Source organism: Pseudomonas sp. SWI36 (genome assembly GCF_002948105.1).
In the GTDB taxonomy this organism is placed as follows: Bacteria; Pseudomonadota; Gammaproteobacteria; order Pseudomonadales; family Pseudomonadaceae; genus Aquipseudomonas; species Aquipseudomonas alloputida.
In genome coordinates this window covers 5,286,609-5,309,289 of the sequence record NZ_CP026675.1, presented here as the reverse complement: position 1 = coordinate 5,309,289, position 22,681 = coordinate 5,286,609, and the positions used below count along the sequence as shown (strand labels likewise).

Genomic DNA, 22,681 nt, shown 5'->3' with positions numbered 1-22,681 from the left:
ATCCTTTTCCCTGGGCTTACGGATATACAGAAGGGTGGTGCCATGCCGTCAGGTTAGATGCCTTCCAGACAATTTGCCTGCCACCCGCCACGCCTTGCTCCGACACCTGTCGCGGAAAAATGATCTAGCCTTTGACCTAAGCACTCGTTGAGCTCGAGTGCCTCCATAGATCGACCGCGTGAGGCCTGCCATGGAAGTGCAACCGAACCCGAACCCACCCTATCGGCCGACCGTGTTGCTAGTGGACGACGAGGAGTCGATCCTTAGCAGTCTGCGTCGGCTATTGCGTGGCCAACCCTATGACGTGAAGCTGGCGACCAGCGGCGAACAGGCACTGGCGCAGATGGCCGAGGGCCCGGTAGACCTGGTGATGAGCGATGCGCGCATGCCTGGTATGGACGGCGCCACCTTGTTGGCACAGATCAATCAGCATCACCCATCGACCGTCAGGATCTTGCTGACCGGCTACGCCGACCCGAGCGCAATCATCAAGGCCGTCAATGACGGTCAGCTCCACCGTTACATCAGCAAGCCCTGGAACGACGACGAATTGCTACTGACCTTGCGCCAGGCCCTGGAGCACCAGCATTCCGAACGCGAGCGCCAACGCCTGGAGCTGCTGGCACGTCGGCAGAACGCCCAGTTGAGACTGCTCAATAACGACCTGGAGAAACGCGTTGCAGCCCGTACCGCGGAGCTGCAGCAGACCGCTGACATGCTCGACCTGGCCTACGAAGAACTGAAACACAGCTATGTGACCGGGACTGAAGTGTTCTCGATGTTGGCTAATCTGCGGCTGCCTCCAGCCAAGCAGACCAATCGACAGATCATCGAACTGGTGCGTTGCTACTGTCGGGCCCACGCCTTGGACGAGGCGATCAGCCGCGATCTGGCCATGGCTGCGGCGCTGTACAACATAGGCAAATTGAGTTGGCCGGATAGCATGATCGTTGCCCCTTCGGACCAGTTGATGCACAGCGACCGCGACCGCTATCGCGACTACCCACGCCAAAGTGAAGCGCTGCTGATGACCCTTGAGCCCATGAAAGATGCCGCGCGCCTGATCCTGCATCACCAGGAACACTGGGACGGCAGCGGTTTCCCCGACCGGCTCAAGGGTGAAGCTATCCCGTTCGGCGCTCGCTTGCTCAAGCTGGCCGTGGACTTCGTTGAGCTGCAACGGGGTTTGATTCTTGAACGGCAGATGAACAGTGACGAGGCCTTGCTCTACCTGCGCAAGTACGCCGGCCGGTTGTATGACCCAGCACTCCTTGAGGATTTCGTCCAGGTTTGCGCCTCGTTCCACAGCGATCTCACCCTGGTGGACCCTGAAGTCCAGGTGTGTACCACCCGTGACCTGGCGCCGGGAATGGTGCTTGCGCGCAACCTGAACGCCGACAACGGCATGTTGCTGCTTAACGCCGGCAAGGTTTTGAGCGCCGCGCTGGTGGAGAAGCTGGTGGCCTTTGAATCGATGGAGGGTGGTAAGTACTGCATTTTCGTTCGGGTCCCCTCGAACGAGCCTATAACGCCTGGAAGATCAGACTTGGCGCCGTGCTGAATGGCAGTGGGGCGTTCATTCAGCCCTGCACCGCCAGGACTGCGCGTACGGCACGCCGTCGCCCCTCCACACCGGCGATACGCCCAAGCGCTATGCTTGCTCTGGCAGGAGGGCCGCGCATGTGTGGAAGGTTGAGTCAGTACCGAGGCATACACGACTTTGTCGAAACCCTGAGCCTGCCAGAGGCCTGGCGGAACAACGTCGGCGACCAGCCACTTGGCCGGTACAACGTCGCTCCGACCACGCTGGTGGCAGTGCTGCGAATGGATGAAGCAGGCCCGCGGGCGGACCTGGTGAGATGGGGCTGGCGGCCGCATTGGGCGACCGACCGTGCTGCGCCGATTAACGCCAGGGTCGAAAAGGTCGCACACGGCCCCTTCTTCCGGGCGATCTGGCCCCACCGAGGCATAACGCCGATCGACGGCTGGTATGAATGGGTCGATGAAGGCGGACCGAAGAAACAGCCGTACTACATCCGACGCCGGGACGGGCGCCCTTCCCTTTGCGCCAGCATCGGCCAGTTCGCTGGCAGCGAGAATGACGGGTTCGTCATCATTACGGCCGATGCCCGGGGCGGAATGGTAGAAGTGCACGACCGCAGGCCAGTGGTTTTGGCCCCAGACCTTGCGCGTGAGTGGATGCAACCCGCGACGCCGGGCGAACAAGCCGAGCAAATGGCGCTCAACCTGGGCGAGCCAGCCGAGGCCTTCGAGTGGTATCGAGTGAGCACAGCCATTGGCAATGTGCGCAACCAAGGCGCCGCGCTGATAGAGCCGCTTCAGTGAAGCGGTAGTAGACCATGCCGGCCCAAGTACCGGCAGCGCAACATCATCGACCACTGATGTGCAGGGTTTCGACTCGGGGACCGGGTCGACTTTGGAACCCGCGCAGCACGACGACTGGTAACACCACCGTCCACAACGGCACTTACGCAAGCGGTTACTGTTGAAATGGCTCGACTCGATGAACAGGGAATACCGTTATCAACAGCTGCACAGATTCGCAGGCGGTCGACCTGCCCGTGGTTGCGGTGGGTCCGATCAGACCTCGGCGAACTCACCTGGCAGCACAAGCTCCGCTTTTCTGACTTTCCACGTACTGTTCAGCCATAACCTTCCCTTCGAGAATGGCTTCTGTCGAAGAGGAGAATGGTCGACTCACACGCAGGGTTCGCGCCGTTGCGCCCGGCTTCCCTACCTCGACCAACATCCCCGTGGGAAATTCGACGCTCGACTCCCACAGCACGTAAATCGATGCCTGGTAACCAAGGTAGGAATGCACGTAAAGGTCATGACTGGTGGACTGAAGGCTCATCACTTTCTCCAACTGGGCGCCTCAATGCGCTTTTGATGGAGATACGACTCAAGCGATCTGACGAGCGTTCCGTTTTCCCTGCATCGTTATCCGTGAAGACGCGAGCCTCTGCGCGGGAGTGGTTCAGGCCCTGGTGCCTTGGGCGCAGGAAACGCCTTGGCGACCCAGTCGTGAGCACGCTCGAGCGCCCAGGCCATCGCCGCGGACAGTTTCTGTCCACGGCAGTCAGGGTGTACCTCTTCGAGCAAGAGCACGCCTTTTTTCCCGTAGATACCCAAGAAAAGTTGAGTGGCGTTTTCAAGTGAGAGTCGGGCTTGGATGTTGATTAAAGTGCCGCAGGGAAGGCGCTCATCGTAGTTGCGGGAATGCAACGCAGAATTGGCCCATTCCCAATAGATTTTGCCGCGATTACGCATGGAACGGACCTAGAACTCATATTCTTGACTGGAGAGACAGAATACACAGCTGTTCCAATGAATCCACTGCTTAAGGTGTGTATTACATTTTTTTATCCAGATGAGAGAACACGGTGAGTCAATACGGAGCCGCCGTGCGGGTCGACAGGCTTCACTTTCTTACACACAGATCCAGGTGGGCGCACGTCCGGGCAAAAGCTGAGGGACGACCGCACCGCAGCGCAGGTCCTTCTGATCTGAGGGCAAATCCGTACTCTTTCTGTGTAACCCCTGTCCCCTTCCCCCTCTATTCACTGCCGCGATATGGGGGCCAAGGGGTCAGCTGCGTGCTCGTTTCACGACGCAGGCAGCCATGAGCGCGGCGCCCGGTATCCAGAGCCCAGGATTTGAAGTGCCTAATCCAACGGCAAGAAGCGCAATTCCGACAGCAAACATAAGCGTTATCCCTCGCTAGAAAAATCCATTTCAACAATCGCCCATTAAAGCACAGGCCGGTCGCAAGAGCGGCCAAGGAATCGTCATGCCCGAAACAATTGAGTTGGACCTCGACGCGATCGAGGCGGCGGCGAAGGCTCCGTTGAGCTGAAGCACCATTTTGCGTGTTGAGGCCCCAAGCTTGAGATAGGGTTTCGATACCCTCAAGCCCAGGACACGACAGAGAGCACGAGAAAATCAGCAATCAGGACTATTCGCAGTTCGGATCATTGCATGTGCTCGGATTGCTCATGCGTCGCTGCAAACACTAGATGCTGGTGGAGAGCCCTCAATCGAGAGCAAGATAACAGCACCCAAGCGATGGGCAAGATTTTCCGGCCATCTTTCGACACAGGAGTGACCATGAAAGAACACCATTACGCTGTCACGGTAAATTGGATAGGTAACACGGGTGAAGGCACTGCCAGTTACACGGCATACCAGAGAGACTTCAACGTGGAGGCTCCAGGCAAGGCACCGATCCTTGGCTCTGCCGACCCCGCCTTTCGCGGGAACCCTGAACGCTGGAACCCTGAAGACATGTTGCTGGCCTCGATCTCGGCCTGCCACAAGCTTTGGTATCTTCATCTGTGCGCAGTCAACAACGTGAACGTCTTGGAATATGTCGACTACCCGGTGGGCCGGATGCTTGAAGGGGATGGCCAGCGCAAGGGCCATTTCAAAGACGCTGAGTTAAGGCCTCAGGTCATTATCAGCAGCCAGTCAAATCTGGATCTTGCAAGACGCCTGCATGACGATGCTCACCACGAATGTTTTATTGCCAACTCAGTCAACTTCCCTATCAGATGCAGTGCTGTTATCAAGCATCAAGACTAGATGTTTTGAATACGACTGCTTCCGTTGTTTAGCAATGGCTTCCAATCGATGCTATCAATAGAGGGGGGAGACACTCTTTCACGAGAGGCCGATAAAGGTCGAAAGCTGATAATCACAACCGACCGCGATCAATCCAAAGCGAAAACCTGACCAGACGAAAACCAAGCATCATCGGGTGGTCCTGTTAAACGAGCGCGCATTGAGCGCCATCAACCAGGCCCAGCGAATGGCTACCCTTCGTCGCATGGCGTCCAAGTCGGCCCACCTGACTAGCCCCTTCGTGTTCCAACCTAGCAAAGGTGGGCTGTGGATCAACGAGCCAAGTGTTACAATCCGCCCCTTCAAATCGGCGTTGAAGGCGCTGAACATCCGTGAACGCCGTCAGTACGACACCCGCCACACCTACGCCACCCTATGCCTGATGCCTGGGATGAACCCCGCGTTCATCGCGAGCCAGCTTGGCCACAGCGTCGAGATGTTGCTCTCTACCTACGCGAAATGGATCAGCTCCTCCTCGGACTGGAGGGAGCTGGAGAAGCTGCCGCCCCGAGTCGAATTGGCCCAAAATTGGCCCAAGACTGACGACAGGGCCTAAATACACCTCTGGAACCCCCCGCAGGACAAGCACTTGATTTCTACCGCTAACATCACCATGCGCTATGCAATGGGGTTTAGCGGGTGGAGATGAGTAGGTTTTAGGGCTGAGTGCTTCCGGCCAGGACTAGAAATTCGCAGCGCGATTTTCGATACCCTAGACCGACGTCGAGATCTTTGTGATCGGCGAGCGGTATTAAATGGATTGTTTGATTAGAAAGGGCGGCGGCACCAATGCACCAGCGATAAGCATGATCGTCGAAGCCGCATTGCGAAAATCCAATGCTCAAGATCCCCCCCCGCCGAACGTCATTGATCAGATAGCGCAAAGCTTTTCACCCTCAGATATCCTAAAATTTCTAAGCGCGCTTCAAGTGTACGTCTCGTGCATCGATCCCATGTTGCGGCGACAGGAGGTCTCGCAGGAAATACTGGGTGCAATGGATTCGCGCCTGTTTAACAGGCCCAAGTATCGGACCGCTATCAAACGGCTATTTAGTAGGCTGAAGTAGCCCCGTTTGGGTACAGGCTACTGCAAGCTAGCGGAGAGCTTCGCTGCGACGGTCCTGCTGGCTTACTGGCTGCGGTGTCTACTTCGTACATTGCCTAGGAGTTGACATTCTCTTAAATCGCCAATTACGCGACTGTTACTTAAAGCGCCTGATTGTAAATTTTATGATACATCCTTGATGTATGACGTGCGCACACTTTTTTGTGTAGTCCTTGACAGTGGATTGCCAGATACTATGCTCTATGAACCGGGGCCTAGCTTTACCGTGCATTAGATAGAAAAACCAATAATGCAGCTGCGGCACTCGCAGCTAGCTTTTATGAGGGTGGTGCAATGTCAAAGTTATCCGGAAAAAACAATCCCCCAGAGTCCTCGCGCGGTGCTTACTTTAGTAACGGAACTCAAAGTCCTAAAAACTCTTTGGCTATGCTTATTTTTGACTTGAGTCAACTTGAGCTTTCGTCTCAGCAGGGTAATGAGCTTCGCGAAAAGGTAAATGAGCTAATCATTAGTGAACTACAACGGATGGGGGTGGACCTCTCTGCACGCTCATCGCATGATCTTAGTAAGTCCGTACTTGGATTACGTATTGAGTGAGTGCATAGGATATGACCAAAAAAAGTCCACATGGTATACCTGATGATCTCCAAGAGTGGGCTGTCTACAGCTTGGCGAACGGGGTAAGCAAGTTAGATGTTGTTCGTGGACTCAGCGCTAGCGGGCTTTCAAATCATGCGGCAGAAGCAGTGGTCGAAAAAATTCAAAAAAGTCCGTTTTTTCTTGCCGCATTAAAAATCGCTAAAGAAAAAAAGAAGCTATCCGACTTAAATGATGTAATTTTAGACCTGGATCATATGTCATCATTGCGTTCCAGTGTACCAGTTGAAAGCAACATCCAAGCTAGCAGTTTTTTTGAGAGTTATTACACTTCAAATCGACCGGTTATTTTAAAAGGCATAGTTAATAAGTGGCCGGCATTTGAAAAATGGGACCTCGATTATCTTAGTCGGGAATTCGGAGAGTTTGTTGTTCGCTACCAATGCCGTAATATCAATGATGATCATGCGCGGGCTTTTTATGACAACCATCAAACAGGGACGCTTTCATCGTACATAGAAACAATCAAGGCTGACAGCTTACCTGCGCGTGATTTTTACCTGATGTCGCAAGATCAATTGCTCCGGCGAGTTGCTTTTAGAGAGCTATTGAAACATATCGATTGCACCCAGGACGGGATCTTTGATGAGGATACTAAAGCGCAGTGCACGCACTTTTGGTTAGGGCCTAAGGGGGCGGTTACACCAATGCATAGAGATCAGAATAATGTTTATTTAGCACAAATAATTGGACGCAAGAAAGTAAAGCTTGTCCCGCCGCTAGCAATCGCCAGGATGCACAACCATGAAGGCCACCACAGCAGTATAAACTTCGATGCTATCGATTTTGATAAATTCAACAATGCTCAAAGATTAAGAGTGTTGGAAGTGGTGATTTCACCAGGAGATTTACTGTTCATTCCTGTTGCGTGGTGGCATCACGTCACATCGCTTGATCTTACATTGTCTATATCGGGAACAAATTTTAGATACGAAAATAGCTTTCCCCAGCTTTCAGACTATTTTAGTTAGCGAGGCGTTATGCGATCTTTCAAAATGTCTGACACACTTGTCAAACGAGCGGCGAAATCTGAAGCGTTAATTGGCGAGCGCCCCTCGCTATTTCTGACGGGATATGAACCAGTAAAGGGCGCGCCTAAATTCGTCCGCTCGGCGTTCGGTTCGCGTATCGTAGACGTTGATGGAAATGAATTTGTAGATCTGATTATGGGCTACGGGTCAGTGATTCTCGGGCATGCACATCCAGCTGTTCAAGAAAAGGTTTATGCGTCGATCTCAAATGGTGCCAATCCTACTCTTTTATCGGAAGTGCATGTTGAATTAGCAGAGAAGATACAGTCACTAGTTCCAAATGCTGAAAAAGTAACCTTTCTCAAAACTGGCTCCGATGCTGTCAGCGCGGCTGTGAGGTTGGCTCGTGCGATTACTCGAAGAAAATATGTCCTTCAATGGGGCATGCATGGATGGCACGACTGGTGCTGCATCGAATCGCCAGGCGTTCTGCAAGATACAAAAAAATACACGATCGGCTTTAAGTATGGTGACCTTGACAATCTTCAAAACCATTTTCAGTGTCATCCGACAGATATTGCCTGTGTTGTTATGATGCCTTATTGTGAAGAGCTACCAGGGCTGGACTATTTAGAAAAAATTAGAGGTATTTGCACGGAGTTCGGAGCTTTGCTTATTTTTGATGAGGTTCGAAGCGGATTTCGATCGGCTTTGGGTGGTGCACAGCAGTACTTTAACGTAAACGCCGATCTTGTAGCCTTTTCTAAAGCCATGGCTAATGGATTCCCTATTTCAGCGCTTGCTGGACGAGAAATATATATGTCTCATGTGTTAGACTTGCATTTGACAATCACCTTCTACAGAGACCCCATAGCAATGTCAGCCGCGCTCGAAACTATTAAAGAGCTTGAGAGAGGCGAGACTCTTAGAAAGCTTGTTGATATCGGGTCATCCCTCCGATCTCATGTTGGGTGCGTAGCCGAGCAATGCTCTATACCTGTGAGACTAACCGGCCACGAAGCCACTCCAAGTATAAAATTCGGCTTTTTGGATGATGATAAAAATAAGCGCGCTACTAGAGCATTTTGTAGTTCGATGATTGGAGAAGGAGTTCTCGTTCATCCATTAAGCCATTGGTTTCTCTCTGGCTCCATAACCAATCAAGACTTATCAAAAGTAAAGAGAGCCATAAGCATTTCAATGGAAAGAGTTTCAAGTGCTTTGCAATATTAGAGCATAATTCATCTAATAATGAACCATCACCTAGGTTTGAAAAGACTTAGGCTAAGTCATTTCAGAATCTAAATTTTAGTTCCTCATGCCTGTGGCCAACCCATTTTTGAAAGTCTACTTGCTGACTATATAGCAGCTGATTGAATATTCTTGGGCTAGGGTTTTTGCAACGACCCATGAAGTATGCGTGCAACAAATATTTCAAGCACGTAAAATCGATTATTTTGTAAAATTCAATCAGGCTGCAATTTTTCTTGGTGGAAGCTCCCGCTTGAAGGTACACGTTATTGCATTGTTCCGGTAGTAATCTGCAACAATCATCAAAGCAATGCCCTCTGACTATTCCTGCGAACTCAAGAATAGAAGAACCCATGAAGGCATCGTCAAAGTCTAGTACAGCATTTAAATCCCCGGAAAAGTCGGTCAGTAGATTCCCCCCATGAAGATCTCCGTGGACAACAACTATGGGAAATCTATCCAACACACTTCTGAGCATGCTCAAGTCATCGATTCTTGCATGCAAGAAATTCATTTCTTGATCGGTAAAAGCCTCGCGATTTTCGCGTGTAAATTGAAGCGCTAAGTCTTGCGTCTGCGAAATGCTCGGCCACTGGTTGGTTGTTGGCCATTGGAAAAGAGAAGTAACCTGCTGAAATCTAGTCGCAAAATCACAAACTTCAGCGATTAACCTAGGGCTTGATTCCGAGACAGGTGAGCCACTCAGATAATTATAAACGGTGAAAATTTCGCCCTGATACATACAGTAGGCTTTTCCGTCAATAGTTCTCCGCAAGTGCGGGGTTGTTATTTTTTCAAATTTCCCCACGATTCTATCAAGTATGGCGCATTCAAACTCTACCCCTGAAAGAGAGTTTTTGAGGTGCCTACGGACTATGACGTGACCGTCGCTTAGAGTTACACGAATCACTTCGTTCTCCATTCCGCTTTTCATAATCTTTATAGAAAGAACTCGGGATGGAGAAATATCGTATCTTTCCAGAATTCGAGCTATATTCCTTAATTTTTTTTCTGACTCGACCATTTTTTGTCTGCTCAAGATTTTTCCTTATATCCATATTTTGTTCATCACCAAGAGCCTGTGCTTGCCGAAGCAAGCGTGAGTAACTCTTGAGGGTGCCGGTCTTTCTGCCAAGCCTTTATGCTTTTCACTGTAGTGTATTTTCGACAGATTGATGAGGGAGGTGCTTGGTTTGAATCGTCGTCCCCGGATCAATAGACACATTGTCTGTCCGTTGATTAACGTGTGCAGCGTAAGGTGAAGGGCAGCTCTGGGTCGATAGCTGTCACTGGCTACCCTGGGCTTTCTCCCCATAGCCGTTGTTCACACAAGGAGGCTCAAGCGACCTCCTCATGCTCGATCAGCGCCCACAGCCTTGCTGCCTCGGTGAACTCCAGCATGTCTTCCAGCTGGTCTGCGTCAACGTCGCTGCGTCGGTGCGCGGAAAACGCTAGCTCAACGAGCACCGCGGCCCTGCCATCGGGATCGGTCACCAAGGCAGGCTGGTCATTCAGCTCGGCCAGCCAGGCGGACGGCAGGCTTAACATTTGACCGTCCATAGCTGGTCGATCCGTGTCGTATAGGATTGGCTCATCATCTCCCTCCTCATACCCCAGTCCGGTATCGCCGGCACGCTGGCGGCCCGCACTGTCCCCCTCCCCCAGCGCTCGTTGATGCCATCCATCACCTGCATCAGCCGGTCACATGCCACCGACTGCTTGAGCGCGAACAAATCCTCTGAAAATTCGCCTGATTGCCGCAGATCCATCAACAGCACCTCTGCCTTACTGTATCGAAACCCTGGCCTGAAGATCCGGCCAACCGCGTCGGTCGCCAGCCTGGTCATCAGCAGCGTGTCGCAGGTGGGGTATGGCAGTTCTACCAATGCCCCTTGGGCGTGGTGCGCCTCGTCAGGGTTGAACATCCCGGTGCGGATGCTGACGCGCATGCGCTTGCAAACCGATCCCTGGGCACGCAGCTTTTCCGCTGCCCGACCAACGTAGGTGGCCACTGCCTGCTTGATCGGCGCCAACTCGGTCAGGCGCTTGCCGAACATCCGGCTGCAGCAGATCTCCTGCTTCGGCGGCTCGGCCTCGTCCAGCTCCAGGCAAGGCGTTCCAGCCAGTTCGCGGGCAGTCTTCTCTACCACCACACTAAATTTCTGTCGCAGCGTCCTGGCATCAGCCTTGGCCAGTTCCATCGCCGTATGAATGCCCATTGCTTCAAGGTGCGCCGTCATCCGCCGGCCAACGCCCCACACCTCTTTCACCTCGGTATTGCGCAGCACCCAATCTCGCTTGAACGGATCGGTGATGTCGACCACGCCGCCGGTCTGGGCCTGCAGGCGCTTGGCCGTGTGATTGGCCAGCTTGGCCAAGGTCTTTGTGCCGGCGATCCCAACCCCCACTGGTATGCCGGTGCACTGGAAGATCCTGGACCTCAGCTTTCGCCCGAACTGGGTAAGGTTTTCCTGAATACCGGACAGATCAGCGAAGCACTCGTCGATGCTGTAGATCTCGGTGGCAGGCACCATCGACTCGATCAGCGACATGACGCGCTCGCTCATGTCGCCGTAAAGCGCGTAATTACTGCTAAAGGCCATGATGCCGTGCCGACGTAGCTTGTCCTTCGCCTGGAAGTACGGCTCGCCCATCTTCACGAAAGGCTTGGCGTCGTATGACCTGGCAATCACGCACCCATCGTTGTTGCTCAGCACTACGATCGGGGTCTTGGCCAGGTCGGGCCGGAATACACGCTCGCAGCTCGCGTAAAACGAGTTGCAATCAATGAGTGCGAAAACGTGATCACTGCGCATGGTCGCGAACGCTGTAACGCACAACGCCCCATACGACGAGTTCATCGCCCTCCATGATGTACCGCGGTGGATACGCCGGATTCTCCGACTTGAGGATCACCACGCCATCGCGTCGGTGCAAACGCTTGCACACAGGCTCGCTGTTAACCGCGGCAATCACGATGTCGCCGTGCTCAGCCTCACGGCCTCGGTCTACGATGACGAGGTCACCCGAGTAGATGCCTGCACCTTGCATGCTGTCGCCTTCAACTTTTACCAGGTACACATGGGGCGCCCGGAGGTCGAATAGCTCATCCAGGGAAATATGGCCCTCCAAGTGGTCCGCTGCAGGCGAAGGGAACCCGGCCGGGACGTGGAATGAGTACAGCGGTAGCGGTTCGGTACCACCGGTAGGCGTACCCAAGAATGTGATGGTCATGACGGAAGGTCCAATGCAAACTGTATGCATATACAGTAAATCTGGCATCGGGTGCCCGGTCAATCCTGGGCGGTGAAATTTCTGACGGGCGAGAGGTGGAAGATGTGCGGAGCCTTTCGACCTGATGCTGCAGTACTACGCCGACTACCGGCGCGAGGAAAAGGGCGAACCACCCATCCTGCCGAACCCGGTCAACCGTATGTGCACGGACCGGATGAAGATCAAAGCCAGCACCTGGTACATGCGAGACGTGCTGGGCCTGAATTCCTGGGATGCGATTATCGGCATCCGGGCGGACGAGCCGCGGCGCTACCATCGCATGATGGCTGCCAACGAAAAAGGCGGTAACCGGTGGGAGAACGTGACGCCCATGTACCAAGCTGGCGTGCTGAAGGCTGACGTGAACAGCTTCTGGGCGCGCCAGCTGTTCGACCTTGGCATCGACTCCGACCTGGGCAACTGCGATCTCTGCTTCCTCAAGTCACCCGAGAAGATCATCCGGGCCATCATCGAGAACCCCAGCGCGGCTCGCTGGTGGATCAAGGCGGAAGAGCGCACCGGCCAGGTATTCCGCCGCGACCGACCAAACTATAAAGCCATGGCCTGGATGGCTGATCAGCTCGGGCGCCAGATGCCACTCGACTTGGACTTCGCTGGAGACGAAGACCTAATCGACTGCATGTGCGGTGATTAAAGACATTCGCGTTCTGGCCAATCTGTTCAAGAGCTGGTTTTGCCCTTGGCGAGCTCCTTCTTGCACTCGACGATCCTCCACTTGGCCATTTCAAGAAGATCCCGGCTAAACAGTACAGAAAACTCTGGCCGGAGCATGATCGCTTCGACGGTGAGATGCTCTCGAGACTCTCCGAGCAAACGCTTCGCCCTCTGCCTGCTGCTGGCCTCCGGCGCCAGCGCAACCGAGAACGTCATCGACGTGCAGCACGACAGCCAGCGCGGCGTCACCTGCTACCTGCTCAACGGGGTCGGCATCAGCTGCATCCCCGACAGCCAGTTGCAGGCCGGCAACCAGCGCCAGCTCTCCCCGCACGAAACACAACCCGAACCTACACCCGCACTGGCGCCTGGGCGCTGGGTTGATGAGAGGTATCAGATGTGAGCAGGAAGAAAAGCCACTTCACCATCGTTTCCAGCGCAGAGCTGGAGGAATTACGCCGCGACCGCGAGCGATTGAACGCGCTGGAGTCATGCTGCTGGGATGTTCGTTTCGAGAGTCATTCGAATGGCATGGACGGCGACTACACGATCGGCATTGAGATCGTCGGCCATTACATGGGCAAGCCATGTGCGCGGGTGCTCGGCGAGAATTACAACGAGAACCTGCGCGCCGCCATCGACCAAGCGCTGACCGCTGAGGCATACCCGCCAGAGCGCCCGGAGTACGACCAGTATGGTAATCCCGAGCGGAGGCACGCATGACCGATCTGATCGAAGTGAGGGTATCCAACCTGGTCGGCGCTCCGCTGGACTGGGCCGTGGCAAGGGCCGAGGGTTTCGAGGCAGATCCTGTGTGCCGAACGACGGTATGGCGCACCCGAACTGACCCCATCAGCATCAGCATCCGCGGCGCAACCGAAGGTTTCGGCTATCGCCCTTCTTCTCAGTGGGACCACGGAGGCCTGCTGATCGACAAGCACAAAGGCACCGCTCAACACATACCCGGCCTTCCCGAAGACACCTGCTATGCAGGCGGCCCCGCCGGCGCAGGGGTTTGGTGCTACGGCCCCACCGCCCTGGTCGCTTTCTGCCGGGGCCTGGTCCACTACAAGCTCGGCGATACCGTACAGGTGCCGAAGGAGCTGATACCGTGAATCGAGAAGCATTGAAAGCGCTGGCTGAGCGGGTGATGAACGACCGACGGTTCTGCTGCGACGAACAACACAGGTACTTGGCCGAAGGTGCCCTTGAGCTTTTCGCCGAGAACGAAGCGCTGCGCAAGGACGCCGAGCGCAGCAAGCGCATGCTGTTGGATGCCTGTGTCTCCATCGGCAGCATTGGTGAAGCCCTCGGCCTGAATATGGACGCCGACGCCGACATGATGATCGGCACGGCCCGCGACCTGGTCGATGGACTAAACCGCATCATCAAGGAATGCCCGCTCGGTAGCCCCGGCTTTGCCATTGCCACCGAGGTACTTGGAGAGCTTGGCGTGCAACAGGAGGGCCAGCCACGATCCTGCCCCTGATTTACATGGCCTACGTGATCTACAGGGGGCCGCGATGAGCAAGCCGCACGCACGAACCAGCACCGGCGCAAAAGTCACTATCACCATCGAGATGACGAATCTCGGCTCATGGGGCCCGGACTGCACCCTGGACCAGGTCTACCGCCAAGCACGCGAAGCGGCAATTGGGCGATTGAATAACGTCTTCAAGGATCACGTCGCTACAACCCGCATCCTGGGCCCGGTGATCGTCGAAGCCGTCACCACCGACCTCGAGAAGCGTTAACCCCTTCCCCTACCACTCAAGCCCGCCGACGGGTCGTCCAGAAGTGCGCCGCGGCTAGCAACACCCCAGGTATAGCCATGCCCAGGCCGCTGTAGAGGAATGCCGGCTGGTCAGACAGCAGCCCGCCCATAACGAACCCGATGCCCGTGGGTATGAGCGTGACCGCTACATAGCCAAACGGCTTCCTGACTTCCTTTGCCATTTCAATGCTCCTTGCTTTGGGGGCACTATTTAAACATGCGTGCCCGCCGCTGTGCGCGGGCGAGGAACCTCTATGTCTGAACGCAAAACGATGTGCATCTACCATGGCAACTGCGCTGACGGCTTCGGCGGCGCCTGGGTCGTCCGCAAGGCCTTAGGCGAGCAGGTTGAGTTCGTTGCCGGCGTGCATGGTCAGGAGCCTCCTGATGTAACCGACAAAGACGTGATCATCGTCGACTTCAGTTACAAGTACGAAGTCATGGCCAGGCTGAGCTGGAAGGCCAACAGCATCATCATCCTGGACCACCACAAATCGGCGGCCGAGGACCTTGGCAAGTTCCCGCCCTTCCACGCCGGCGTTCGGGTGGATGGTCGGCACCCCGACGGGTCGGTCGCACTGGGCTGGGAAAGCGCCCACATCTCCATGAATTCGCAGAACTCCCCCGCTATCGCCTGCTGCTTCGACATGAACCGCAGCGGCGCCATGCTCGCCTGGGACCACTTCTTCCCCGGGCAGGAGCCGCCAATGCTACTGCGCCATATCGAGGACCGGGACCTGTGGCTGTTCCAGCTGGATGGCACCCGCGAGATTCAGGCCAACCTCTTCAGCTACCCCTACGACTTCGAAGTCTGGGACACGCTCATGGCGACTGATGTGCAGTCCCTCCGCTCGGACGGCGCCGCGATTGAGCGAAAGCACCAGAAGGACGTTGCCGAGCTGGTGGCCGTGACCAAGCGCCGCCTGGTCATCGGCGGTCACAATGTGCCGGTGGCCAGCCTGCCATACACGCTCACCAGCGATGCGGGTCACCTCATGGCCCAGGGTGAACCTTTCGCCGCCTGCTACTGGGATACCCCTGATGGCCGCGTATTCAGCCTGCGCAGCACAGACGATGGCATGGATGTGTCGGAGATCGCCAAGCAATACGGCGGTGGTGGCCACCGCAACGCTTCCGGCTTCCGCGTGCCGTTCGGCCACGAACTGACCAAGTAACTCCCCTCTTCCACTCAAGGCCGGCGGCAATGGCTGTCGGTCGAGGATCACCTATGTCCGCAATAAACCGTTTCCACGAAGTAGCCAACGATGCCCTGGTGCAGATCAGCGACCATCTGGTGCCAGGAGCCAAGCTCACCTTAGTGATCTACGTACCAGGCGAACCTGAGCAAGACATCGTCCTGATGGGCCGCGGTGTCGCTACTGATGAGGTCGTGAATACCCTACGCCGGCGTGCTGCGCTGAGCCTTGATGGCGACAACGCCTACAAGTCCGGGGTATGCGATGTAGCCGTAGGGGCAATGGCGGCCGGGAAACAGAACAATAACCAGCCGCCCGAGGGGCACTGGGGCCAGCGGTTTTGGGATATCGGCCGGGCCGAGGGAGAGCTGCAGGAAGAACTGGTTCAAGCACTCCGCCTGGCTCGCAAAGAGCTGGACGCCTGCCAGCGGGTGATCCACTACGCCGGAGGCTTCGATCCAGCTTACGTCGATGATGCCCAGGCCGCGATCAAGATCACCGACGCAGTGTTGGCCAAGACCCCAGCCTGACCACCAACCTGCCGCCACCGGCGGCGTGGAGACCATCCCATGGAAACCGAAAGTACCGGTGACGTCGACAAGGTCACAGAACAGAAAATGGCTGACCTGCTCGGCTGCACCAAGCGCGCCCTGGAAGGCCGGCGCCTCCGCGGAGCGATACCTGAAGGCGTCTGGATGAAGCACGGCGGACGCATCATCTACAGCAAAAAGAGGTATGACGAATGGCTGGAAAGCCAATGGATTTACCCCCTGGAATCGACGTCCACTATGGCTCGCTCCGGCTCAGGTTCATGTGGGAAGGTACTCGCCGAAGTGAGACCCTTCCCTACCCCCCGACACAAAAAGGCATCAAGGCTGCATCCCAGCTTCGCGATAAAGTAAACAGCCTGATCAAGCTTAACCTCCTCGACCACGACAAGTACGCGGAGTTGTTCCCCAGTTCCGCCGCGGTTGTGGGCGGCGTTCCAACATTCGGTGAGTACGCCCAGTTGTGGCTGGACAGTCGTGAGATCGCAGCTGGTACCAGGCTGAACTATAAGGGCACCCTGAACCTGTACTGGGTGCCCCACCTCGCCTTGGTGCGTATTGATCTGATTACGTCGACGCTCCTGAGGCGAATCGTCGCCTCCATCACCTGGACTTCACCGTCGGTCAAACGCAACGCAATGGTGAAGCTGTCGACCATCCTGCGCTCAGCGGTACTGGACGGGCTGATCACGAGGAACCCGGCTGAAGCAATACAGCTGCCAGCACGCTCGAGGAAAGAGGTCGATCCCTTTACCTTGGACGAGGCGAATCTGATCATTGCCGAGCTGTACAAGCACCCTCATTGGCCGAGCCAGATCTATGCAGCGTTCTTCGAGTTCATATTCTTCACTGGCCTACGCCTGTCCGAAGGCCTGGCACTGAGATGGGATGCGGTGGATACGACCAAGAAGACAGCTCACGTGCGGCGAACGATCGCGCTCGGGGTAGTTGAGGAAAGGACGAAGACAGGGAGGGACAGGTTTGTGCTGCTCAACGACAGGGCCTTGCACGCCCTGGAGTTCGCCAAGCAGTACGCAGAACGCCGCAGGCTGGGCAAAGGCCAATTCACCGAATCGCCGTTCGTCTTCCCGCCTGGGAAGAATGGGAAGCACGTCAAGCAGACGTCGGACCTGCACCACCAGTGGCGCCCGATCCTCAAAGGTTTGGGGATCAGATACCGCCCCCCGTATAACTGCCGCCACACCTATGCGACAATATGCTTAATGTCTGGTCTCAACCCCGCATTTATCGCCCAACAGCTCGGGCATAGCGTGCAGATGCTCTTATCGACTTATGCGCGCTGGATTAACTCGTCCAACGACTGGCAGGAGCTGGAAAAGCTTCAAATTGGTCCGAAATTGGTCCGTAGCTGCGAAGAAGCCACGTAAGTTATTGATAGGTAAGCTCCTTGATCTCCACCGCTAACATCACCATGCAGTTCGGCTCCAAGCCGCTGTTCGAAAACGTTTCCGTCAAATTCAACAACGGCAACCGCTACGGCCTGATCGGCGCCAACGGTTGCGGCAAGTCGACCTTCATGAAAATCCTCGGCGGTGACCTGGAGCCGTCCGCAGGCCAGGTCATGCTCGAGCCGAATACCCGCCTGGGCAAGCTGCGCCAGGACCAGTTCGCCTACGAGGAATTCACCGTGATCGACACGGTGATCATGGGCCACGGCCAGCTGTGGAAAGTCAAGGCCGAGCGTGACCGTATCTACTCGCTGCCGGAAATGACCGAAGAAGACGGCATGGCCGTCGCCGAGCTGGAAACCGAATTCGCCGAAATGGACGGCTACACCGCCGAGTCCCGCGCCGGTGAACTGCTGCTGGGCCTGGGTATTCCGCTGGAGCAGCACTTCGGCCCGATGAGCGAAGTGGCACCGGGCTGGAAGCTGCGTGTCCTGCTGGCCCAGGCGCTGTTCTCGGACCCGGACGTGCTGCTGCTCGACGAACCGACCAACCACCTGGACATCAACACCATCCGCTGGCTGGAAACGATCCTCACGGCGCGTAACAGCACCATGATCATCATTTCCCACGACCGGCACTTCCTCAACAGCGTCTGCACCCACATGGCTGACCTGGATTACGGCGAGCTGCGCCTGTTCCCGGGCAACTATGACGAGTACATGACCGCAGCCACCCAGTCGCGTGAGCAGCTGCTGTCGGACAACGCCAAGAAGAAAGCCCAGATCGCCGAGCTGCAGACCTTCGTCAGCCGCTTCTCGGCCAACGCCTCCAAAGCCAAGCAGGCCACTTCACGTGCCAAGCAGATCGACAAGATCCAGCTGGCCGAGGTCAAGCCGTCCAGCCGCGTCAGCCCGTTCATTCGTTTCGAACAGGCGAAGAAACTGCACCGCCAGGCCGTGGTCGTCGAGAAAATGGCCAAAGCCTTCGACGACAAGGTGCTGTTCAAGAACTTCGACATCACCGTCGAAGCGGGCGAGCGCGTTGCGATCATCGGCCCCAACGGTATTGGCAAGACCACCCTGCTGCGCACCCTGGTCGGCGAGATGACCCCGGATGCGGGCTCGGTGAAGTGGACCGACAGCGCCGAAGTGGGCTACTACGCCCAGGACCACGCCCACGACTTCGAAGACGACATGACCCTGTTCGACTGGATGGGCCAGTGGACCTCTGGTGAGCAGGTGATCCGCGGCACCCTGGGGCGCATGCTGTTCTCCAACGACGAGATCCTCAAGTCGGTGAAGGTGATTTCCGGTGGTGAACAAGGTCGCATGCTGTTCGGCAAGCTGATCCTGCAGAAACCGAACGTGCTGGTGATGGACGAGCCGACCAACCACCTGGACATGGAATCGATCGAAGCGCTGAACCTGGCGCTGGAAAACTACCCGGGTACCCTGCTGTTCGTCAGCCACGACCGCGAGTTCGTGTCGTCGCTGGCCACGCGCATCATCGAGCTGTCGGCCGATGGTGTGGTGGACTTCAGCGGTACTTACGATGACTACCTGCGCAGCCAGGGTGTGCTGGTCTGATTGATGGGACGGCCTGGCCATCTCGGATGGCCGGGCCTCTTCGCGGGCTTGCCCGCTCTCCCAAGGCCCCACAAGCGTCCAATACCTGTGCGGTCCCTGTGGGAGCGGGCTAGCCCGCGAAGAGGCCACCATCCATCCCACCGACCGGCACGGCCCGACGAATAATTCGTTAGCCTGCTGTCTTTTCCTTCGCGCAACGGCCATGATGGGAGCACGCCCAACCGCCCGCCCGCGAAAGAGCCCATGACCGCGCAACAACCTGCCCCCGCCAGTAACACGCTGCACATCACCCTGCAGATCCTGTCGATCGTTTTCTATACCTTCATTGCGTTCCTCTGCATCGGCCTGCCGATCGCGGTGCTGCCCAGCTATGTGCACGACCAGCTCGGCTTTGGCGCTGTGATCGCCGGTGTAACCATTGGCCTGCAGTACCTGGCCACGCTGCTGAGCCGCCCTTTTGCAGGCAGGGTGGCGGACACCTTGGGAGGGAAACAGGCCATCCGCTTTGGCCTGCTGGGGATTGCCGGTTGCGGGGTGTTGACGTTGCTGTCAGCCTGGACCCTCACCTTACCGCTGCTGAGCCTGACACTGCTACTCGGTGGCCGTTTGCTGCTGGGCATCGCCCAAGGGCTGATCGGCGTGGCCACCTTGAGCTGGGGTATCAGCCAGGTCGGCCCCGAACACACTGCCAGGGTCATCTCGTGGAACGGCATCGCCTCCTATGGCGCGATCGCCATCGGTGCGCCAGTTGGCGTGCTGGCCGTGGACGGGCTGGACTTCAGCGTGCTGGGGCCGGCTTTGCTGGTGCTGGCAACCCTTGCCCTGCTGGTGCTTCGCAAGCGCCCCGACATGGTCGTGGTGCGCGGCGAGCGCCTGCCCTTCTGGTCGGCGTTCGGCCGGGTTGCCCCGTGTGGCCTGGGTTTGACCCTGGCCTCGATCGGCTACGGCACCTTGACCACCTTCGTCACCTTGTATTACCTCGAGCGCGGTTGGGCCGGCGCGGCCTGGTGCCTGAGTGCGTTTGGCGTGTGCTTCATCATTTCGCGCCTGCTGTTCGTCAACGCGGTCAACCGCTTTGGTGGCTACAACGTGGCGGTCGCCTGCATGGCCACCGAAGTGCTTGGCCTGAGCCTTCTGTGGCTGGCGCCCTCGCCGCCCTGGGCGCTGGTTGGCGCCGGGCTGACCGGTTTCGGGCTGTCGCTGGTTTACCCGGCATTGGGCGTGGAAGCGATCAAGCAAGTCCCCAGCAGCAGCCGCGGCGCAGGGCTGGGCGCCTATGCTGTGTTCTTCGACATGGCCTTGGCCATTGCCGGCCCGGTGATGGGCGCCGTGGCGGTACACCTGGGGTATGCCTCGATCTTCTGCGTGGCTGCCCTGCTCGCCCTAGCCGGGGTCGGCCTAACGTTGTGGCTGGCGCGGCGCGCCCGTCGCAGCTGAACGCTGAGCCGGCGCTGGCGCCCCCAGCGCCTGGCTGAAGAACGCTGCCGTTTCTCGCTGCAGCGAATGATGGATATGCCGGCGGTCGACGCCGTCGGCGTCCTTGCACAGCGCCGGCATTCGCGCGTACTGCTCGGCATCGCAGTGGGCCATGAACACGAAATGCCCGGCACCGGCCAACAGGCGGTAGTCCGGTGTGACCGGCAGTTTGCGGGCCAGGGCCTCGGCATTACGGTCCACTGCCACAAGCTGATCGCTGTCGCCACTGTAGATCAGTGCGGGTACCTGCACCCCGGCCAGCGCATGGCGCCCGAACAACAGGCTCAGCGGCGCCATCAACATGACCGCCCCCACTCGCGGGTCGGTCTCGGGCGCCAGTTCGCTGCGGTCGGCAATCAGGATGCCGTGGGTCTTGCAGGCGTCTGCGTCATGCGGGCGCTCCAGGCAGTACTGACGCAGACGCTCCAGGTCGGGGCGTGCGCCAGACAGGATCAACGCGGTTTCTCCGCCGGCCGAGTAGCCAATCACACCCACCTTGCCGTCATTCAGATAAGGCCCGACCACTGCATCATCGCGCGCTGCGGTGATCGCCGCGCTGACTTGCAGCGGCCGCCCATAAAGATTGCTCAGGGTGCCAAGGCGGCTGTGGTCGCGCACGTTGTCCCCCGGGTGCACCACCGCCACCACCACGAACCCTTGGCGCGCCAACGACGTTGCCAGGTAATGCAAGGCCAGTGGGCTGCCCGTATTGCCGTGAGACAACACCAGCAACGGGAATCGGCCCATGGCCACGGGCGCCTCTTCGGCCACGTCGACGGGATACCCGTCTATACGGCTGATACGGGTTTTGCCAACGGCCGGGTAGAACGCCAGGGCTTGCATCGGGCGGCTATCGACCGGGTCGGTCAAGGTCATAAGGTGCAGGCCGGCAACCCACGGCGCGGCCTCGGCGCGGGCCAGCAGGCCGCCGAGCAGGACCAGCGCCAACACGCAGCGTGCAAGGGTCATCGGCCAGCGGTTCCTTGCAAGACGAAGTGATAACCCAGCATAAAACCGGCCGGCGTTGTGCCGGATGAAAACTGGATGAAACCGCCGTCATGCAAGCTGCGCCTGCACCCTGTGCATTTGCGCATTGTGTCGAACCCATGGCATAGATGCAGGTCAACGTTTTCACGTGACCGTTTTCGCGCCTTTGAAGGAGATTCATGCATGAGCAAGCCTGCCTACGTGCCACCCAAAGTCTGGCGCAACGACGCAGCCTCCGGCGGCCAGTTCGCCAGCATCAACCGCCCGGTAGCCGGCCCGACTCACGACAAGGACCTGCCGCTGGGCAAGCACCCGCTGCAGCTATATTCCCTGGCCACGCCCAATGGCGTCAAGGTCACCATTGCCCTTGAAGAGCTGCTTGCCCTGGGCCACGCCGGTGCCGAATACGATGCCTGGCTGATCCGCATCGGCGAGGGTGATCAGTTTTCCAGCGGCTTCGTCCAGGTCAACCCCAACTCGAAGATCCCTGCCCTGCTCGACCGCAGCGTGGAGCCGCCGGTGCGGGTGTTCGAATCAGGCTCGATCCTGCTGTACCTGGCAGAGAAGTTCGGTGCTTTGCTGCCAAAATCGCCGGCTGCGCGCACCGAATGCCTGAACTGGTTGTTCTGGCAGATGGGTGCGGCGCCTTACCTGGGCGGTGGTTTTGGCCACTTCTACGTGTATGCACCGGAAAAGTTCGAGTACGCCATCAACCGCTTCACCATGGAGGCCAAGCGTCAACTGGACGTACTTGATCGCCGCTTGGCCGAAAGCCGTTATCTGGGCGGCGAGGCATACAGTATCGCTGATATTGCCGTGTGGCCGTGGTATGGCCAGCTGGTGCGCGGCAACCTGTATGACGCCGCGCAGTTCCTGGCGGTTGACGAGTACCCGAACGTACAGCGCTGGGCCGAGGACATCGCCCTGCGCCCTGCTGTGCAGCGCGGTACACGCGTGAACCGTACCTGGGGAGATGAACACAGCCAGGTGCCGGAGCGCCATAGCGCCGCAGACCTGGAAGGTTGACGCAAACCGTGTGGGAGCGGCCCTTTGGTGACTGAAAGGCCGCCCCCACAATGGGCCGGGCAATACCTGTGAATGCCCCCGACAATGCCCCCCTGCATAAAACCATTTGCCCCTGCGCAAACCTGCGTCGGCCAAGCCCTTCTTG

Annotated in this window: 25 protein-coding genes; 18 read left to right on the top strand and 7 right to left on the bottom strand. The window is 57.3% G+C overall.

All coding sequences use genetic code 11. The features are described from left to right. Window positions 1-190: 190 nt before the first annotated feature. Both C4Q27_RS25310 and C4Q27_RS25305 read left to right on the top strand, forming a co-directional pair. Window positions 191-1,561, top strand: a complete 1,371-nt coding sequence (locus tag C4Q27_RS25310; protein WP_104887545.1) for an HD domain-containing phosphohydrolase — start codon at window positions 191-193, stop codon at window positions 1,559-1,561. 119 nt (window positions 1,562-1,680) lie between these two features. Then, window positions 1,681-2,346, top strand: a complete 666-nt coding sequence (locus C4Q27_RS25305; RefSeq protein ID WP_104887544.1) for an SOS response-associated peptidase — start codon at window positions 1,681-1,683, stop codon at window positions 2,344-2,346. A gap of 271 nt (window positions 2,347-2,617) precedes the next feature. Here the strand turns inward: C4Q27_RS25305 and C4Q27_RS25300 are convergent, their stop codons facing one another. Next, a complete protein-coding gene (locus C4Q27_RS25300; RefSeq protein WP_020189883.1) occupies window positions 2,618-2,875 on the bottom strand; it encodes a hypothetical protein in 258 nt (85 codons plus the stop codon). 1,253 nt (window positions 2,876-4,128) lie between these two features. On the opposite strand from C4Q27_RS25300, the gene C4Q27_RS25290 reads away from it, so the two are divergent. From C4Q27_RS25290 to C4Q27_RS25270, 4 genes are all read left to right on the top strand, one after another. Next, on the top strand, window positions 4,129-4,602 hold the full coding sequence (locus C4Q27_RS25290; protein WP_017147656.1) for an OsmC family protein: 474 nt from the start codon (window positions 4,129-4,131) through the stop codon (window positions 4,600-4,602). A gap of 175 nt (window positions 4,603-4,777) precedes the next feature. Beyond that, complete coding sequence (locus C4Q27_RS25285) at window positions 4,778-5,197, top strand: hypothetical protein (RefSeq protein WP_064490633.1); 420 nt, start codon at window positions 4,778-4,780, stop codon at window positions 5,195-5,197. Between the two features lie 1,118 nt (window positions 5,198-6,315). After that, window positions 6,316-7,335 (top strand): cupin-like domain-containing protein, encoded by a 1,020-nt coding sequence (locus C4Q27_RS25275; RefSeq protein ID WP_104887543.1) that lies wholly within the window; start codon window positions 6,316-6,318, stop codon window positions 7,333-7,335. A 24-nt stretch (window positions 7,336-7,359) separates the two neighbouring features. Next, window positions 7,360-8,568, top strand: a complete 1,209-nt coding sequence (locus tag C4Q27_RS25270; protein WP_158666139.1) for an aminotransferase class III-fold pyridoxal phosphate-dependent enzyme — start codon at window positions 7,360-7,362, stop codon at window positions 8,566-8,568. A 61-nt stretch (window positions 8,569-8,629) separates the two neighbouring features. Here the strand turns inward: C4Q27_RS25270 and C4Q27_RS25265 are convergent, their stop codons facing one another. The 4 genes from C4Q27_RS25265 to C4Q27_RS25250 form a co-directional block, all read right to left on the bottom strand. Then, a complete protein-coding gene (locus C4Q27_RS25265; protein WP_158666138.1) occupies window positions 8,630-9,625 on the bottom strand; it encodes a phosphotransferase enzyme family protein in 996 nt (331 codons plus the stop codon). A 299-nt stretch (window positions 9,626-9,924) separates the two neighbouring features. Further along, a complete protein-coding gene (locus C4Q27_RS25260; protein ID WP_104887540.1) occupies window positions 9,925-10,134 on the bottom strand; it encodes a hypothetical protein in 210 nt (69 codons plus the stop codon). Beyond that, entirely contained in the window at window positions 10,128-11,402 is a 1,275-nt protein-coding gene (locus tag C4Q27_RS25255; RefSeq protein ID WP_104887539.1) for a Y-family DNA polymerase, read from the bottom strand. The genes C4Q27_RS25260 and C4Q27_RS25255 overlap by 7 nt, the downstream gene beginning before the upstream one ends. Beyond that, window positions 11,392-11,820, bottom strand: coding sequence for a LexA family transcriptional regulator (locus C4Q27_RS25250; protein WP_104887538.1), 429 nt, complete (start codon window positions 11,818-11,820; stop codon window positions 11,392-11,394). The genes C4Q27_RS25255 and C4Q27_RS25250 overlap by 11 nt, the downstream gene beginning before the upstream one ends. A 124-nt stretch (window positions 11,821-11,944) precedes the next feature. Between C4Q27_RS25250 and C4Q27_RS25245 the strand changes: the two genes are divergently transcribed. The 6 genes from C4Q27_RS25245 to C4Q27_RS25220 all read left to right on the top strand — a co-directional run bounded on the left by C4Q27_RS25245 (window position 11,945) and on the right by C4Q27_RS25220 (window position 14,288). Next, window positions 11,945-12,514 (top strand): hypothetical protein, encoded by a 570-nt coding sequence (locus C4Q27_RS25245; RefSeq protein ID WP_104887537.1) that lies wholly within the window; start codon window positions 11,945-11,947, stop codon window positions 12,512-12,514. Between the two features lie 135 nt (window positions 12,515-12,649). Beyond that, window positions 12,650-12,937 (top strand): hypothetical protein, encoded by a 288-nt coding sequence (locus tag C4Q27_RS25240; protein WP_104887536.1) that lies wholly within the window; start codon window positions 12,650-12,652, stop codon window positions 12,935-12,937. Continuing rightward, window positions 12,934-13,257, top strand: a complete 324-nt coding sequence (locus tag C4Q27_RS25235; protein ID WP_104887535.1) for a hypothetical protein — start codon at window positions 12,934-12,936, stop codon at window positions 13,255-13,257. The genes C4Q27_RS25240 and C4Q27_RS25235 overlap by 4 nt, the downstream gene beginning before the upstream one ends. After that, entirely contained in the window at window positions 13,254-13,649 is a 396-nt protein-coding gene (locus C4Q27_RS25230; RefSeq protein ID WP_104887534.1) for a phage protein NinX family protein, read from the top strand. Before C4Q27_RS25235 ends, C4Q27_RS25230 begins: the two co-directional genes overlap by 4 nt. Continuing rightward, window positions 13,646-14,023, top strand: a complete 378-nt coding sequence (locus C4Q27_RS25225) for a hypothetical protein (RefSeq protein WP_256599817.1) — start codon at window positions 13,646-13,648, stop codon at window positions 14,021-14,023. Before C4Q27_RS25230 ends, C4Q27_RS25225 begins: the two co-directional genes overlap by 4 nt. A 34-nt stretch (window positions 14,024-14,057) precedes the next feature. Further along, window positions 14,058-14,288 (top strand): hypothetical protein, encoded by a 231-nt coding sequence (locus C4Q27_RS25220; RefSeq protein WP_064490680.1) that lies wholly within the window; start codon window positions 14,058-14,060, stop codon window positions 14,286-14,288. A gap of 16 nt (window positions 14,289-14,304) precedes the next feature. Here the strand turns inward: C4Q27_RS25220 and C4Q27_RS25215 are convergent, their stop codons facing one another. Beyond that, window positions 14,305-14,490, bottom strand: a complete 186-nt coding sequence (locus C4Q27_RS25215) for a hypothetical protein (RefSeq protein WP_104887533.1) — start codon at window positions 14,488-14,490, stop codon at window positions 14,305-14,307. Between the two features lie 72 nt (window positions 14,491-14,562). On the opposite strand from C4Q27_RS25215, the gene C4Q27_RS25210 reads away from it, so the two are divergent. From C4Q27_RS25210 to C4Q27_RS25190, 5 genes are all read left to right on the top strand, one after another. Then, complete coding sequence (locus C4Q27_RS25210) at window positions 14,563-15,483, top strand: phosphohydrolase (protein ID WP_232862742.1); 921 nt, start codon at window positions 14,563-14,565, stop codon at window positions 15,481-15,483. 53 nt (window positions 15,484-15,536) lie between these two features. Further along, window positions 15,537-16,034 carry a hypothetical protein gene (locus tag C4Q27_RS25205; protein WP_064490682.1) on the top strand — a complete coding sequence of 166 codons (498 nt, stop codon included), beginning with the start codon at window positions 15,537-15,539 and terminating at the stop codon, window positions 16,032-16,034. Window positions 16,035-16,246: 212 nt separating this feature from the next. After that, the gene (locus C4Q27_RS25200; RefSeq protein ID WP_104887532.1) at window positions 16,247-17,440 is read left to right on the top strand and encodes a site-specific integrase; all 1,194 of its coding nucleotides are present in this window, start codon (window positions 16,247-16,249) and stop codon (window positions 17,438-17,440) included. A gap of 20 nt (window positions 17,441-17,460) precedes the next feature. Next, window positions 17,461-19,047: an ABC-F family ATPase gene (locus C4Q27_RS25195; protein ID WP_010953836.1), complete on the top strand. Its 1,587-nt coding sequence runs from the start codon at window positions 17,461-17,463 to the stop codon at window positions 19,045-19,047. Between the two features lie 243 nt (window positions 19,048-19,290). Further along, the gene (locus tag C4Q27_RS25190; RefSeq protein ID WP_076402995.1) at window positions 19,291-20,484 is read left to right on the top strand and encodes an MFS transporter; all 1,194 of its coding nucleotides are present in this window, start codon (window positions 19,291-19,293) and stop codon (window positions 20,482-20,484) included. Here C4Q27_RS25190 and C4Q27_RS25185 read toward each other — a convergent pair. Next, window positions 20,446-21,492 carry a dienelactone hydrolase gene (locus C4Q27_RS25185; protein WP_104887531.1) on the bottom strand — a complete coding sequence of 349 codons (1,047 nt, stop codon included), beginning with the start codon at window positions 21,490-21,492 and terminating at the stop codon, window positions 20,446-20,448. The two genes, C4Q27_RS25190 and C4Q27_RS25185, sit on opposite strands and share 39 nt — an antisense overlap. Window positions 21,493-21,693: 201 nt before the next feature. Here C4Q27_RS25185 and yghU point away from each other — a divergent pair, with 201 nt between their 5' ends. Then, window positions 21,694-22,536 (top strand): glutathione-dependent disulfide-bond oxidoreductase, encoded by an 843-nt coding sequence (gene yghU, locus C4Q27_RS25180; RefSeq protein ID WP_104887530.1) that lies wholly within the window; start codon window positions 21,694-21,696, stop codon window positions 22,534-22,536. Window positions 22,537-22,681 lie beyond the last annotated feature (145 nt).